At 36.6% G+C, this 14,793-nt stretch carries 19 protein-coding genes; 1 reads left to right on the forward strand and 18 read right to left on the reverse strand.

Translation table 11 applies throughout. The annotated features are described in order from the left end of the window. Positions 1–189: 189 nt before the first annotated feature. A complete protein-coding gene (locus LC419_RS11385) occupies positions 190–864 on the reverse strand; it encodes a hypothetical protein (RefSeq protein WP_223607446.1) in 675 nt (224 codons plus the stop codon). A 394-nt stretch (positions 865–1,258) separates the two neighbouring features. On the opposite strand from LC419_RS11385, the gene LC419_RS11390 reads away from it, so the two are divergent. Further along, entirely contained in the window at positions 1,259–1,888 is a 630-nt protein-coding gene (locus LC419_RS11390; RefSeq protein WP_223607447.1) for a peptide deformylase, read from the forward strand. Between the two features lie 64 nt (positions 1,889–1,952). On the opposite strand, the gene LC419_RS11395 is transcribed toward LC419_RS11390, so the two are convergent. The 17 genes from LC419_RS11395 to LC419_RS11475 form a co-directional block, all read right to left on the reverse strand. Continuing rightward, positions 1,953–2,675, reverse strand: a complete 723-nt coding sequence (locus tag LC419_RS11395; RefSeq protein ID WP_223607448.1) for an NERD domain-containing protein — start codon at positions 2,673–2,675, stop codon at positions 1,953–1,955. A gap of 100 nt (positions 2,676–2,775) precedes the next feature. Further along, on the reverse strand, positions 2,776–3,198 hold the full coding sequence (locus LC419_RS11400; RefSeq protein WP_223607449.1) for an organic hydroperoxide resistance protein: 423 nt from the start codon (positions 3,196–3,198) through the stop codon (positions 2,776–2,778). After that, complete coding sequence (locus LC419_RS11405; protein ID WP_047449087.1) at positions 3,199–3,633, reverse strand: MarR family winged helix-turn-helix transcriptional regulator; 435 nt, start codon at positions 3,631–3,633, stop codon at positions 3,199–3,201. Between the two features lie 30 nt (positions 3,634–3,663). Further along, a complete protein-coding gene (locus LC419_RS11410; protein WP_223607450.1) occupies positions 3,664–4,296 on the reverse strand; it encodes an NAD(P)H-dependent oxidoreductase in 633 nt (210 codons plus the stop codon). Positions 4,297–4,592: 296 nt separating this feature from the next. Further along, positions 4,593–4,904, reverse strand: a complete 312-nt coding sequence (locus tag LC419_RS11415) for a hypothetical protein (protein WP_139222019.1) — start codon at positions 4,902–4,904, stop codon at positions 4,593–4,595. Between the two features lie 68 nt (positions 4,905–4,972). Then, positions 4,973–5,926 (reverse strand): protein-glutamine glutaminase, encoded by a 954-nt coding sequence (locus tag LC419_RS11420; RefSeq protein WP_223607451.1) that lies wholly within the window; start codon positions 5,924–5,926, stop codon positions 4,973–4,975. Between the two features lie 305 nt (positions 5,927–6,231). Next, the gene (locus LC419_RS11425) at positions 6,232–7,278 is read right to left on the reverse strand and encodes a serine hydrolase (RefSeq protein ID WP_223607452.1); all 1,047 of its coding nucleotides are present in this window, start codon (positions 7,276–7,278) and stop codon (positions 6,232–6,234) included. 173 nt (positions 7,279–7,451) lie between these two features. Continuing rightward, positions 7,452–8,180 (reverse strand): lipoyl(octanoyl) transferase LipB, encoded by a 729-nt coding sequence (gene lipB, locus LC419_RS11430; RefSeq protein ID WP_223607453.1) that lies wholly within the window; start codon positions 8,178–8,180, stop codon positions 7,452–7,454. A 79-nt stretch (positions 8,181–8,259) separates the two neighbouring features. Then, entirely contained in the window at positions 8,260–8,994 is a 735-nt protein-coding gene (gene trpA / locus LC419_RS11435) for a tryptophan synthase subunit alpha (RefSeq protein WP_223607454.1), read from the reverse strand. Between the two features lie 80 nt (positions 8,995–9,074). Beyond that, positions 9,075–10,259 carry a tryptophan synthase subunit beta gene (gene trpB, locus LC419_RS11440; RefSeq protein ID WP_223607455.1) on the reverse strand — a complete coding sequence of 395 codons (1,185 nt, stop codon included), beginning with the start codon at positions 10,257–10,259 and terminating at the stop codon, positions 9,075–9,077. 87 nt (positions 10,260–10,346) lie between these two features. Then, entirely contained in the window at positions 10,347–10,502 is a 156-nt protein-coding gene (locus LC419_RS11445; protein WP_223607456.1) for a hypothetical protein, read from the reverse strand. Continuing rightward, positions 10,486–11,010 (reverse strand): hypothetical protein, encoded by a 525-nt coding sequence (locus LC419_RS11450; protein WP_223607457.1) that lies wholly within the window; start codon positions 11,008–11,010, stop codon positions 10,486–10,488. The genes LC419_RS11445 and LC419_RS11450 overlap by 17 nt, the downstream gene beginning before the upstream one ends. 83 nt (positions 11,011–11,093) lie before the next feature. Further along, positions 11,094–11,546 carry an IS200/IS605 family transposase gene (gene tnpA, locus LC419_RS11455; RefSeq protein ID WP_223607458.1) on the reverse strand — a complete coding sequence of 151 codons (453 nt, stop codon included), beginning with the start codon at positions 11,544–11,546 and terminating at the stop codon, positions 11,094–11,096. Positions 11,547–11,590: 44 nt separating this feature from the next. Then, positions 11,591–12,286 carry a phosphoribosylanthranilate isomerase gene (locus tag LC419_RS11460; protein WP_223607459.1) on the reverse strand — a complete coding sequence of 232 codons (696 nt, stop codon included), beginning with the start codon at positions 12,284–12,286 and terminating at the stop codon, positions 11,591–11,593. Positions 12,287–12,381: 95 nt separating this feature from the next. Then, positions 12,382–13,158, reverse strand: coding sequence for an indole-3-glycerol phosphate synthase TrpC (gene trpC / locus LC419_RS11465; protein ID WP_223607460.1), 777 nt, complete (start codon positions 13,156–13,158; stop codon positions 12,382–12,384). A 116-nt stretch (positions 13,159–13,274) separates the two neighbouring features. Further along, positions 13,275–14,264 (reverse strand): anthranilate phosphoribosyltransferase, encoded by a 990-nt coding sequence (gene trpD, locus LC419_RS11470; protein WP_223607461.1) that lies wholly within the window; start codon positions 14,262–14,264, stop codon positions 13,275–13,277. 49 nt (positions 14,265–14,313) lie between these two features. Continuing rightward, positions 14,314–14,793, reverse strand: a complete 480-nt coding sequence (locus LC419_RS11475) for a hypothetical protein (RefSeq protein ID WP_223607462.1) — start codon at positions 14,791–14,793, stop codon at positions 14,314–14,316.

A 14,793-nucleotide genomic window follows, 5' to 3' on the forward strand; every position in this document is an offset into this window, starting at 1 on the left:
TTGAGGCTTAGATTTTGTAATCTGAGCCTTTTTTAAAAAATAACGATCAGTTAATTTAAAAAATTCCCAATTTTGAATATTTTCACTTTTAGTATCAGACAGACAGATTGACGATGGTACTGTCCGCAGAAAAAGACACTTATTTTTTTGGTGGATATATTTATATTTTCAATTACGCTGCTATAAAAATTATTTCAGATCTTTATTTATTTCTATTAATATGCTATCAATATTGGAAGTAGTTACATCATAGTTTTTTATAACATTCTTCATATAAGTGTCTAGGAAATAAGCATTTGCTCTCACGGCTTTATTTTCGGATAATACCAGATCCATAACTTTTTCCATCTGATTGTTGTAGATTCTTTCATCATCTTCAAGAGACTGAACATCCTGTTCATAATATTTTAAAATTTTTCTTTTCAGAATTTTATTATGGATATAACCGATATTCCCGCTTGATTTGAAGCCTTCATAATTACCGGAATTAGCTTTTCTGCTGATAAAATTTAGATAAATATGTTGATTTTTGACAGGTTGTCTAAGTGTATCCATATATATTGCATCGGGACTAGGAGTAAGTTTTCCTTTAGAACTAATAGTTAATTGTTTTTTCACTTTTAAGATTCTTTCTTTGTCCGCGGCTAAATCACTTTTCAGATCAGTCAAAAATTCTCTTACTTCTTCAGCCTGGTGACTCTTTTCACTCAGCCCATGAAGCCAGATAGAAAGCGAGACTGCAAAAACAATAATAAATATTTCTAAAAAAAACTCTTTTATTTTATGCCATGGTCCCTTTCTATCTTCCTTTGCAAGGGTTTTTAATGCCTGTTTTGCATGTTTGCGAATTTCTAAATCAGCCATGATTGTATTTTTAAGGTTGTTGATAAATGATTTTCAAGAAATGTAAAGTTAATTAAAATTGTGAACTTATTTTAAATATATGCGTATGATACTTTAATCATTATTGTTGTTTATTGTGTTTTAAGTGTTAAATCCATGCTATTTCGGAAAATGTTTTTATTTCGATACAGAGGGATTTTGGTTCGTTTTTTATTGAAAGATATAACGTGAAAAGGTTTCGTGAACTGCTTTTGCAAATCCTCAGTTTATGCCCGGCAATGGTATACATAATGTTATCAACTGTCAGGCTGAGCGGAGTCGAAGCCTTCAAAACTAGCTGCCCATTTGTATTAAACCTCCATTCCAGTTACCTGTTTGAAGGACATTATCTATCTTTGTATCACAAATAGTAAAAATGAAAAAAATATCTTTTCTGCTCATCCTCTTTATCGGGTTTATCAACGCACAAAAGTTGACATCTGGTGAGATTTCGATCATCAATAAAGGAGATATCAATACGGCCATGCCGATTTATCAGACCACAGATGCCGATCAGCATAAAACCTTATTAAATCTTTCCTCAGAAATCAGCCCGGTGGATCCCAATACCGCTGTTTTAGTGAAAAGAATGAAAGAATCTCTTCTTTCAACAGACGGTGGAGTAGGCATTGCGGCACCACAGGTCGGAATCAACAGAAAAGTGATCTGGGTCCAGCGTTTTGATAAAGAAGGAAATCCTTTGGAATACTTCATCAATCCTGTGATTGTGTGGAGATCAGAATTACAGAATCTCGGCCCGGAAGGAGATTTATCCATTCCCGAATTCAGGGATCAGTTTTACAGAAGCAAAGTGATTCAGTTGGAATATGTAGATTTGAAAGGACAGAAATATTCAGAGATTGTGGAAGGTTTCACGGCTGTAATTTTCCAGCATGAAATAGACCACCTTTTCGGAATCCTGATTTCCGATAAAAAAGAAAAAGAGAAGAATGATTCTTATAAAAAAGTGGATGCTTTTAAAAAGAGTGATTCGACAACGAGATAGTAATTTTGTTCCTAAATAATTTAATCTTTCTTGGCATTTTTACCATACTGTTTTAATAGAATAATTACTTTTTGTTCCTTGTATATGTACATTTCGGGAAATTACTACAGCCCCAGAAAGACCCATATTGACCATTTCTTTTAATAAGGTTTCCTCCACAATCTGGGCATGAAATATTTCGGTTGATATTAGAGTTGGCTATTATTCTTTTATCGTCAGTACGATTGTTTTTCCTTGCAGTGAGGATTGTTGCGACAATTTCGTTCTTGGTTCGTTCATATATATAAGCTGAGTCATATTTTTTTATGGTTTTGATTAACTTATTTGTATAAACAACATCAGTATATGTTTTGGTCTTGAGGGTTGCCCTTTTTGTAAATGTAATTACCGAATAATATCGCAAATAAGGATAGTTTTTCAGGACGTGTTTTAAAGCATAAATATGACCCTGATTTTGTAAAATAGGATTGTAAAACTTATGCCTGTACTTATAAATAACCTGAAACCAATACCTGTCTTTTTCATAGCCTAAAATCCAGCCTTTATAATTCTTGGTTTCAATAACAAATATTCCATAATCTGAAACAATAATGTGATCTATTTGTGAAATGGAACCTTTAATCTTTAATTCTATATTATTCAGGACAATATATTCTTTATTGTTTAATCTTTTAAGAATTTCAGAAACCCTGCGTTCACCAATATACCCCTTTATTTTTGGAGTATAATATCTAATGATTAAGTACAGGATGCCTAAAATAAAAATGATTAAAAAACTACTGTCCATTCTGTTTGTATACTGTTTCTGTTAATGTTTTTTTGTTTTTCGATTAGTAAAAAAAAATCTGTCTCCAAAGAAACAGATTTTTTATTGAAAGGAATGAAACTTAGTTATTCGTAACCACAATTTTCACCTCCATATTACCTCTTGTCGCATTAGAATACGGGCAAATCTGGTGTGCTTTTTCCGTCAAAGCCTGTGCTTCTTCGATAGAAACACCGGGAATATTCACATCCAGTTCTGCTGCCAGACCGAAACCTCCGTTTTCAATCTGTCCGATGCTTATCTGAGCAGTTACCGTTGTTTCCCCTGTTTTAGTTTTAGCTAAACTGATCACTCTGTTAAGCGCACTGTCAAAACAAGCCGAATATCCGGCTGCGAAAAGCATTTCAGGATTGGCAAAATCATCATTACCGCCACCTAAAGCTTTAGGCATTCTTACTTCAAGATCCAAAACTCCGTTTTCACTTTTTACATGACCGTTTCTTCCGCCTTGAGCTGTTACTTGTGTTGTATATAACGTTTTCATCTATTTTTCTATTTTGTTTAATATTTTTTGGATAGTTTCCTTAAGATGAATAAGATCTTCCGTTTCTACCCCGATCTTATTCTGTATTTTTCCGGGAATTTCACATGCTTTTTGCTGCAGCTTTTTCCCTGCTTCGGTTAAGAAGACTTCAACCACCCTTTCATCCTCTTTTTTCCTTTTTCGATCGATGATTCCCTTGCTCTCCAGTCTTTTTAAAAGTGGCGTCAAAGTTCCGCTGTCCAGAAAAAGTTTGTCACCGATATGGCTCACGGCAAGACCGTCGTTTTCCCATAACACCATCAAAACAAGATACTGCGGATACGTAATGTCGATCTCATCAAGAAACGGCCGGTAAAGTCCCGTAATCTCTTTCGCAATCACATAAAGCGGAAAGCAGATCTGGTTGTCTAGTTGTAACGATTTTGAATTTTCCATAAGGCTGAGCATGAAAGGTTTGTGAATATATTACTTTTTTATGATAAATTCCTCCATAGGAACTCTTACTTTTTTCATCGTTGAAAGCCAGTCTTTTTCCTCATCTCTATAGCCAAGATACAGAAGGCTGACACTTTTTAATCCTAATTCTTTTAATCCAAGAATTTCATCCACCACTTCATTGCTGAAACCTTCTGCCGGTGTACTGTCGATTTTTAACTCTGCAGCCTGAGCCAAAGCAAAGCCTAAAGCGATATAAGTCTGGCGGGCTGTATGCGCAAAATGCTCCGCAGAAGTCTGATTGCCATACATTTGCTTAAGCATATCCGTATAGCTACCGAAGCGGCCCTGTGGCAGTTCTCTTACATCCGTATGATAGTCATACACTTTATCAATTTTCTCATTAGAGTAGCTGTCCCAAGCTGCAAATACCAAAACGTGAGAAGAATCTTTCATCACTTCAGGATTCAGAGCTCCTGCTACCATTTTTTCTTTTAATTCCTGATTTTCCACAACAATGATACGGAAAGGCTGAAGTCCTGATGAAGTAGGAGCCAATCTCGCTGCTTCTAAAATAGTGTTAAGATCTTCCTGTGATACTTTTTTTGACGGATCATAAGCTTTTACCGCGTGTCTCCATTGTAAGTCTTGTATTAATGACATTTCTATTATTTTAAATTATATTTCTTTCTATGATCATCTCCGGAAAAGTCCGGTGATGAATTTCTACAGCAAATGTACGATCAATTAAATTGTGTACAATTTAATTTTAATAGATTTAATTTATCGCCATTTTAGAAGAAAACAAAAATAGGAGTGATTCCACTTCATTGTTTTAATTTAAAAAAATAAAAATCCCCATCATTCTCTGTGATGGGGGATTTTGAAGGATGTGGTTGGTTTTTTTCATCGGCCTGCTTTAAGTGCAGTATTTCGATTGGAAGGAGAGGAAATCCATATTAGGGAATTTCATTCACCTGTTTGATAATATTGGTGTTATTTTCTATACCTATATTATATGCTTTTCCTCTTTTTTTACTCTGACTTGTTTTTTCCAGAAGGGTTTTATAATCTTCCGCTTTTTTAGACAGGTAAAAGATCTGCGGACTTATTCCAATGGATACACGGGTGAATTCCTCCGGTTTTTCCGGATCTTCAGTGACATCAGTGATGACAGAATTATTATACCAGGTCAGGTTCTGTGAACTTGAGCTTCCGGAACAGGATGTGATCATAAATAGTAGTAATAGTATATAAGTCCAGGGTTTCATAGAAAAAATATTTAGTAAACAGCTCCTGCCATTAAGTTATAAAAAATGGCAGAAGCTCTATAAGTTAATTAGAATCCACAGCTTCCAACACTTGGAGCCGGAGATGGAGAACATCCTGAAAGTGATGAGAATATCGTTAGGACACAATTAGTGTTTACTAAGTTATTGTCATACAGATAAGAATTGCTCGGGCTTCTGTAATACACATTTCCTGCTGTATTGGCATAAGAAGATACAGATGCAGATCCACATGTCGTGTTGATACAAGCATTTCTCCATGCCGTATCTGTTACAGGTCCGCTAGGGAAAAGGGAAGGATCTATGATTCTTTTTTCAGTAACGCCGGATGCATTTTTATAGCTTACTAAAATTGCAACGTGATAACTCCATGCAACGCAGCAGGTACCGGTAGATGCCTTTAGATTTCCGTATACAAACTGCTTTTCACAGTCATATCCGTTGTTGATTAGGATTTGTCTCATTTTGTGAGCTCTTGCATAGCATCCGTCTACAGGATATCTGAAAGTAATACATGGGGATGATGCAGTAGAAGTACCGCACGCCTGATTTTTGATCAGGGCAAACATGCTGTTCAGTGTAGCTACGTTTGGAAGAACGCTGGTAAGTTTGTTAGTTTCATTTTTAACCTCTTTGGTATAGGCAGACTTGAAGAAGCGGACATCTTCCTCGCTTCCTTTTTCTACTTTCGCAATTTCATGCGTATTTGGCTTGATAAAAACCTGAATTGGAGATTCGTTTTTTACGGCTTCTCTGATCAGGCTGATGTACGCTTCATTCTCCTTTGTAGGAGTAATGGTATAGAATTGTGCCGTAACGATGAATGATACTTTCAGGGTACCGTTTTCATCTTCTATCCCTACCGGAATTGTTTTTCCAAGATCCGTTAAAGCCTTGTTACTTGTTTCGTTCTGACTTATTTGCTGTTCCGCATTAGAGTCGTTACAGGCATTGAATGACAGAGCTGCCACGAATACCATCATTGATAACAGAAGTTTTTTCATAATTTTCATAGTTTGGTGGTTAATAATAAAATGTAATATTTAAGTTTTTGGTGTGTGTCGTTTTTCAATAATAGTAAAAAAAATAGTTCACTTTAATGTGATATTAAAAGTAAACAAAAATAGTGTATCGGCAAATTATTTTTCAATAAAATGTTAATTATTTTAACATATGTTTGAATTAAACCTTTGTTTTAGGGGATTGAGATTGTTTTTTAATATCAATTTGTAAATAAAACTCCGATAGTCATAAAACGAAAAAATCCCGCACAAAAAATGACGGGATCTTATTTATTTTAAAAAAGCAATTATTTTCTTCTGATGAGGTTGCTTTCCAGAACAATATCTCTGATCAGCGCTTCCTGATAATAATACAGATGGCTGTCTTCGCTCATCTGGTTTTCCATGACAACGATACTTACATCTGAACCGGGAACATACACCATCAGAGAAGCAAAACCATCACCCAAACCTGTATGTCCCAAATAGGATATGCTTTTGTATTTCACGATACGCATATTATAACCGTACCCTGATTTCTCTTTTCCAAATACATCATGCTGTGACAGCATTGAAGAAGTAGTCATTAATTTATAGCTTTTGGAATTCAGGATTTTTCCCTGATGAAGAAGTGAGTTCCACAAGGTCATATCTTCTGCTGTACTGATGACACCATCTGCAGGCATGTTTTCATCATTAATAAACGAATTTTCTACTGGCGTGAAATGATTGTCCTTATTCATATGGCCAAAAACCAGATTTCTGCGGTTATCTTTTGAATAGCAGAATGTATTTTTCAGATGAAGCTCTTTGAACAGATCCGTCGCCAATTGAATATATGATCTGCCGGAAGTCTTCTCAATGATCTTTCCTAAAAGAATATTCGACAGATTACCATACTTAAATTCCGTACCGGGTTTAAATAATAAAGGTTTCTCTACATCTACAATTCCATGGGTATGATTCAACAGGTGATGAACCGTTACAGAATCTGCCCAGGACTGGGTCAGAGAAGGAAGATATTTTTTGATGGGAGCCTGCAGATCTACTTTTCCTTTTTCATATTGTTTAAGTAATAATACGGCAGTGATTGGCTTGGTATTGGACATGATCTCAAACTGATCATCCATTTTCAGGGGAACTTTCGTCCGGCTGTCTTCAAATCCATAGACTTTGGAGTATTTGGTTTTTCCGTTTTGCGTGATCAGGATAACTCCGTTGAAAGGTCTTGGAGAGTTTGGAGACTGTATTAAACTGTCGATCCGCCGGGCATAATCTTTTTTATCCTGTCCATACAATGAAGATGCTGAAAAAAGCAATGCTGCAGCGCAGAAGATTCGGAGAACTGATTTCATTTGGCTTAAAATTTAGAGCGGGTGCGATTGTATTAGAAGACCAAAAATAAGTTTTAAAATAATACGGGATCAGAAAATTTTGAAATTAAAACTTTAGAATCATCATTCATCTGAAAATAAGAAAACCGACTGTAGAACTACGGCCGGTTTTTATTTTTTATTGCGAAAATATACTATTTGTGGATAAGCTCAGCGCCGAAAACATCTGCAAAGTGCTTTCTGATCTTAGCTTTCAGATCTTCTACTTCCTCGGTGGTCAGATCTCTTTCAAGTTCTCTTTTTACGGAAGTCACCTGTTTGTCTTTGATTCCGCAAGGAACAATGTATTCAAAATAACGCATATCGGTATTGACATTTAAAGCAAAACCATGAAGCGTTACCCATCGTGATGCTTTCACACCCATCGCGCAGATCTTTCTGGCATAAGGTTTCCCCACATCCAGCCAGACTCCGGTTTCTCCCGGTGAACGCTCTCCTTTGAGACCAAATTCAGCAATGGCCCTGATGATCACCTCTTCCAGATTTCTCATATACAAATGAATATCCGTAAAGAAGTTTTCAAGATCCAGAATAGGGTAGCCTACAATCTGCCCGAAACCATGATAAGTAATGTCTCCACCACGGTTCACTTTCACGAAAGTAGCATCAATTTCTTTCAGTTTTTCGATTCCTGCAAGCATATTTTCTTCGTGACCGCTTTTTCCCAAAGTGTAAACGTGAGGATGTTCCACCAATAAGAAATGGTTGGGTGTTGTCATGTGCTCTTCTGCCGGCAAATCGCGGTTTTTAATTTTGGTATCGATGATATTTTTCATCAGACTTTCCTGATAATCCCAGGCGGGCTGATATTCTTTGATACCAAGATCTTCAAATTCTACTGATTTATTTTGATTTGTATTCATACGTTGCTGTCTGTTTTCTTAATGGTCATAGGGAGTTGTGATTTCCCTCCATTTTTCGGACATACAAATTTAGTGAATTTTAACCTTTTATAGAATGGATAAAATCTATGGCAGCATTCTTCCAGTCTTTATGATTCAAGAGCGTATGAACAAAGGCTGTTCCGATAATTCCACCGTCTGCTTTTTCCGTCACATTTTCAAAATCTTCTTTAGATTTGATCCCAAAACCGATCATCACAGGGTTCTTAATCGGAAGGGAAGCCAGTCTTGACAGGTAGTTTTCATTTTTAAGGACGGCATTGTCATTTCCGGTGGTTGATGATGAACTTACTGCGTACAGAAAGCCGGAACTTAAAGAATCTAGATACAGAATTCTCTCGTCAGAAGTTTCAGGTGTTACCAGAAACGTAAAATTAAGGTGGTACTGTTTTAAAATCTGCTGATAATTGTTTTCAAATTCAATAGGAGGCAGATCCGGAATAATCAATCCTGAAACTCCGCTTTCCGAACATTCTTTACAGAACTCTTCAAATCCGAAACTCAAAACAGGATTGATATAGCCCATCAGAATAATGGGGATCTGTATTTTATCTTTAACGGTTTTTAATTGAGAAAACAGTTTTTCAATCGTCATTCCGTTTTTTAGAGCCTGTTCATGAGCCTGCTGGATCACCGGCCCATCTGCCACCGGATCCGAATAGGGCATCCCGATTTCCATCATATCCGCTCCGGAATGCTGGATCAGTTGTATAATATCAGCGGTATCTTCCAGTTGCGGAATTCCTGCTGTGAAGTATATGTTTAGTTTTTTCATTGTTATAATATAGATGTTAGAAATTAGAGATTAGAAGTTAGAAGGAATATTATAAATTGAAGTTGTCAAAAGACTAATCTCTAACTTTTCATTTCTCTTAAATAGGTTTCCATATCCTTATCCCCACGTCCGCTCAGGCAGATCACGACAATATCATTTTCATTAAATTTCTTCTTATCCAGAACTGCCAGAGCATGAGAACTTTCCAGTGCCGGAATGATTCCTTCCAGTTTCGTCAGTTCAAAAGCAGACTGTAAGGCTTCCTCATCATTGATACTGAAAAATTCAGCACGTTTTTCCTTAAATAAATGAGCATGAAAAGGCCCGATTCCAGGATAGTCAAGGCCGGCAGAGATCGAGTGGGGTTCAATGACCTGACCATCTCCGGTCTGCATCACAAGACTTTTGCTTCCATGAAGAACACCTAATGTTCCAAGGAAAGTAGTAGCAGCTGATTTTCCGGAATCCACGCCCAATCCTCCTGCTTCCGCAGCAATGATTTTTACGTCTTTTTCTTCCACAAAATGATAGAAAGTTCCCGCTGCATTGCTACCTCCGCCTACACAGGCGATGACATAATCCGGATTTTCTCTTCCGATTTTCTCCTTCAACTGTTCCCTGATTTCCTTTGAAATAATACTTTGAAATCTGGCTACCAAATCGGGAAAAGGATGAGGTCCCACCACACTTCCAATGACGTAATGCGTTGTCACCGGATTGTTGATCCAGTCTCTAAGGGCTTCATTTACTGCATCTTTTAACGTTTTTGAGCCTGAAGTTGCCGGAATAACTTCCGCGCCGAGCATTTTCATTCTTGCTACATTGGGAGCCTGTCTCTGGATGTCGATTTCTCCCATATAGACGATGCATTCCAGACCCAGTAAAGCGCAGGCTGTAGCGGTAGCCACACCATGTTGTCCGGCACCGGTTTCAGCAATAATTCTTGTTTTTCCCAGGCGTTTTGCCAGAAGAACCTGTCCCAGTGCATTGTTTATTTTATGGGCTCCGGTATGGTTGAGGTCTTCTCTTTTTAAATAAATCTGAGTATTGTATTTCCGGCTTAAATTCTTGGCGAAATAGAGGGGTGTAGCGCGTCCCACATAGTTTTTCAGCAAATCCTGGTACTCATTCTGAAACTCTTCGGATTCTATGATTTCAAGATAGTTTTTTTGCAGTTCCTCTACATTCGGGTAAAGCATTTCAGGGATGAAAGCGCCACCGAATTCACCATAATATCCGTGTTCATCAGGGTTTTTATAATTCATTGTATTGTTCTTTAGTTATTAAGTAAGCATTATTTTCCGTGCCGAGCTTTCTGAGCAGCTCTTTTTTTTCTTCGGAAGTATTAAAAATTAAAATATCATCATCTTCAGAATTGCGCCATATGGGTTCATCATTTTCAAGTCGGAAGGTGTCATTTTGCTCCACTCAGGCACTTTCCACAGACTTAGAATAAATCCTGTCTCGGGATCCGTCAGTTCGTCTGGTTTTTTAATTTGATAATTCATCGATTAAACTATTGATAAAATGGATGTTATAATTACGTTGTTGTCTTGTGATCAGTTTTTTATGATGCATAAACTCAATTTTGCTGGTGAGATCAATTAATGTCCCCGTATCTATTTTAGATTCATACATCGTTACTGCAATTTCCAGATTGTCAATTAAAAAATAAGGATCAGAATCTTCATAAAGCAAAAAAATCTTTGCATAAATCTTTCCGAGATCATATTTGACATTCGCCCTGACATGGCTGTCTAAAAATTTATCAGAAATAATAACCAGATAATAGCTGTTCCAAAGACTGATCCTTTCAAAGAAATACTGGATATCACCCTCATCAAAGCTTTTGATAATGCCTATAAATTCCTGCAGCTGTCCATCTATGGTCCAGTATTCCGTATCACTGTCATTTTGCGAAACAAAATTATACAGAGACTGTATTTTTTTATTCCCGAATTTTGGCGGAAATAAGGTTTTATAAAATGTTTTTTTTAACTGGTGTATGTTCATCATCTTTGTGTGTATTTTTTTAGAGAGTCCCGAAGGGACGATTTAACTATCGTAAAGGATGAAGTCCTTTACTTCTATCATTCCATTTAATCCCAAACATATTTTTCATCATATTCAACGTTATGTTTTTCCAGCATTTCAAGCACTTCATCCTTAAATTTTTGTTTCTGATGATGTATTCGTTGATTTTTGATATAATAAATGACCTTGTCAATTTCATCTCTGCCAACTGAAAATGTTCCGTATCCATCCTGCCAAAAGAAGTTTTCATACTGAGGTCCTTTAGTCTTCATCCATTTTGAAGAATGAGCCTTGATTTCCTGAACCAGCTTCATCAACGGTACTTTCCGAGAAAGAAGACATAAAATATGAATATGATCATCACTTCCACCTATCATCAGTGCCGGGCTTTCAAAATCCTTACACAATACTGCGATATAGGAAAATAATTCTTTTTCTATTTCTTCATCAATGAAATCCTGCCGGTACTTTGTACTGAAAACAATGTGGATGTAGTTTTTTACTAGGGACTGGGGCATTTTATTTTGTGTTTTTTATTGATCGGACTATATCCGATCTTTTGTTAAATCGTCCCTTTGGGACTCTTATGATATAATTTTTTTATTTTTTCCAGGTCTTTATTTCCAGGTTCTATTTCAAATTTTGAGTTGATATCAACAGCCAATGGCTTTTGTTTCAACAGGTTGATATCTTCGACATTTTCCTCTGAAATTCCACCGCTCAGAAGATAGGGGAGCGGAATATCTAATTCATTCAATAAAGTCCAGTCGAACGGTTTTCCGGTTCCTCCGAATGCTTTTCCGTCTGTATCAAAAAGGAAAAAGTCGACAATTGAACGGTGAGAACTCATCGTGTTTTCTATTTTTTTTCTGGTCTCCTGATCATTATTCCCAATTCTGATTACTTTTATGATTTTAATATCCCGCTGCAATTTTTGTCTTAATTCAATGATAAAACCCTCACTTTCATCGCCGTGCAGCTGAATCAGGTTTAACCCTGCTTTTTCTGCAATTTGAACAATTAAGTCAATTTCTGCATTCACAAAAACACCTGTTTTCCCATGATGATTAATCTTGGAAATATCTTCCAATTTCAAATGATTCAGAACATATCTCGGCGATTTTTCATAGAAAATAAAGCCAAGAAAATCTACTTTCATGGAAATCAATTCCTCAATCTGATCCGGTACTGTTAAACCACAGACTTTGAGTTTAGGAAGAAGGGGGTTAGTTTCAGCTTTCACGCTCATAAAATTCATAAAGTTATTATTTCACAGTTAATTTATTCCATTTATACATCATCACATCATCGCATTACAAAATCAACATATCACCAAATCATCGCATTAGCAAATCATCCAATCGCCAAAGTAAACTCCTCAAACGCTTTCGCCGGATTTTCATTTCTCATAAAGTATTCACCCATCAGAAAACCGTCGAATCCTTTTTCTTTTAAATATTTAAAATCATCGAGATTATAAATTCCACTTTCAGCGACAGATAAAACATCTTTCGGAAGCTGGTCTTTTAACTGTACAGAATGTTGAAGATTAACTTTAAAGTCTTTTAAATTTCTGTTATTAATCCCCACGAGATCAATGTTAGCATTACAATGTTTCAGTTCTTCTTCCGTATGAATCTCCAATAATACTTCCAGATTCAATTCGTGGGCCAGTTCTGTAAATTCCTGCACCTGATTGGGTGACAGACACGCCGCGATCAGTAAAACCGCATCAGCGCCAATGCTTTTGGCTTCATAAAACTGGTATTCGTCTACCATAAAATCCTTTCTGAGAATCGGAATGTTAATATGGTTTCTGACATTCAGGATATCATCAAAGCTTCCTCCAAAAAAGTCTTTATCTGTAAGAATTGAAATTCCGGATGCGCCAAAACTTTCATAAGCCGAAGCTACTTCCAGGGGCTGAACCTGATTATTGATGATCCCTTTTGACGGAGATTGTCTTTTAAATTCAGCAATAATTCCGCTTTTGTTTTTTACAGATTCTTTCAGAGAAAAAGTTTTTCTTCCAAAAAATGCAGAATTCTTCAGATGATCAATTGAAATTTTAGGTTTTGAAACTGCAATTTCTTCTTTTTTTCTTGCAATAATTGTATCGAGTATTGTCATTTTTTTTAAACTAGAAGTTAGAAATTAGATGTTAGAAGTTAGATGTGCCGGAAAACAGTTTAAAGATTTTACTATCAACTGATAACAAGCAACCCGCAACTTTAAAGATCAACATATTAACCATTCACCAATAATTCAAGGCTTCTCAATGCTTTTCCGCTTTCCAGACTTTCTTTGGCCATTAAGAGGCAATTTTCATAGCTAACGAATTTCTGAGTATGGAAGAGAGCAGTCGATGCATTGGCAAGAACGACAGAGTTCTGCTGTACCGATCCGTTTCCTTCCAGAATATTCCTGAAGATCTTCGCAGATTCCTGAGGGGTTTCACCAGCCAGAATACTTTCCGGACTTACGGATTCAAATCCCAGATCTTCCGCTGAGTAAATCTCTTCACCATTTTTTGTAATAATTTTACTGTCCTGAGTAAGACTTATTTCGTCATAACCATCCAACCCATGTACAAGGATAAATTCACGTTCTTCTTTCTGTAACAGATATTGATAAATTCTTGCTATTTCAAGATTGTAAACCCCAATTACGGAATATTTCGGTTTTGCAGGATTCACTAGCGGGCCGAGAAGATTGAAAAATGTTCTCAGTCCCAACGCTTTTCTCAAAGCACTTACAGACTGAAGGGCAGGATGAAAATACGGAGCGTGCAGAAAACAGATATTGGCTTTATCCAGATCTTTATTCAGCTCGTCTGAATTGCTTTTGAACTGATAACCAAGTTCTTCCATGACATTAGATGATCCTGTGGTAGCAGACGCCCCGTAATTACCATGTTTGGCAACTTTCTGTCCGGTTCCTGCAACAACAAAGCTTGCCAGCGTTGATATATTGATTGTGTTTTTGCCATCGCCTCCGGTTCCCACAATATCCATCGTATCATCATGGTCAAGATGCACAGGAATGGCCATCTGCAGAAGGGCTTCCCTGAAACCTTCCAATTCTTTTAAGGTAATATTTCGCATCAGAAAAACACTGATAAAGGCCGTCACTTCTGCCGGATTAAATTTATTCTGAGCAATCTCAATCATGGTTGCCTTTGCCTCAGATTTGGACAAAGTATGATGATTGAACAGGTATTGTAATATTTCTTTCATTTGTGGAGTTTTTATGGTCGTTGAGGATAGAGTTGTCATTGTATATTTTTTAACGCAGTTTCATTAATTCTTCTACAGAGCTGTAATTTAAATTCTTGGCAAGTTTTATTAAAAGTTCGTGATCAGCAAATTCAAAATCCAGATAAGCATGATCATGAAAAATATTGTACAAATCACAATCAGATTTAGGTGTTTCAAATAATTCAAGATAAAACTGTAATCTCTCGTTTACTCTGAAATCCCGGAGATCATTTGAAATTAATGTCTGAGCGAATAATTCTGTCTGCAAACCGGTCCAGCGGGGAATGTCTTCTTTTATTCTTTCTAAAATATTCTGACTTCCGTTTTTGATCATGTACATAATATCTGTGGTGCCATGATCTTCGTTCCACCAGTCGCTGTCTTTATTTTCATGTTCCAGAATGTAAGCGTAGATCTGGAGAATCTCTTCATCAGAACTTTGGGTTCTGTTATTCTGGGCATATATTTCTTTTTGGGTAAGAAACTGCTCAAACTCTTCCCTGGTCAT

This window comes from Chryseobacterium sp. OSA05B (genome assembly GCF_019970065.1).
In the GTDB taxonomy this organism is placed as follows: domain Bacteria; phylum Bacteroidota; class Bacteroidia; order Flavobacteriales; family Weeksellaceae; genus Chryseobacterium.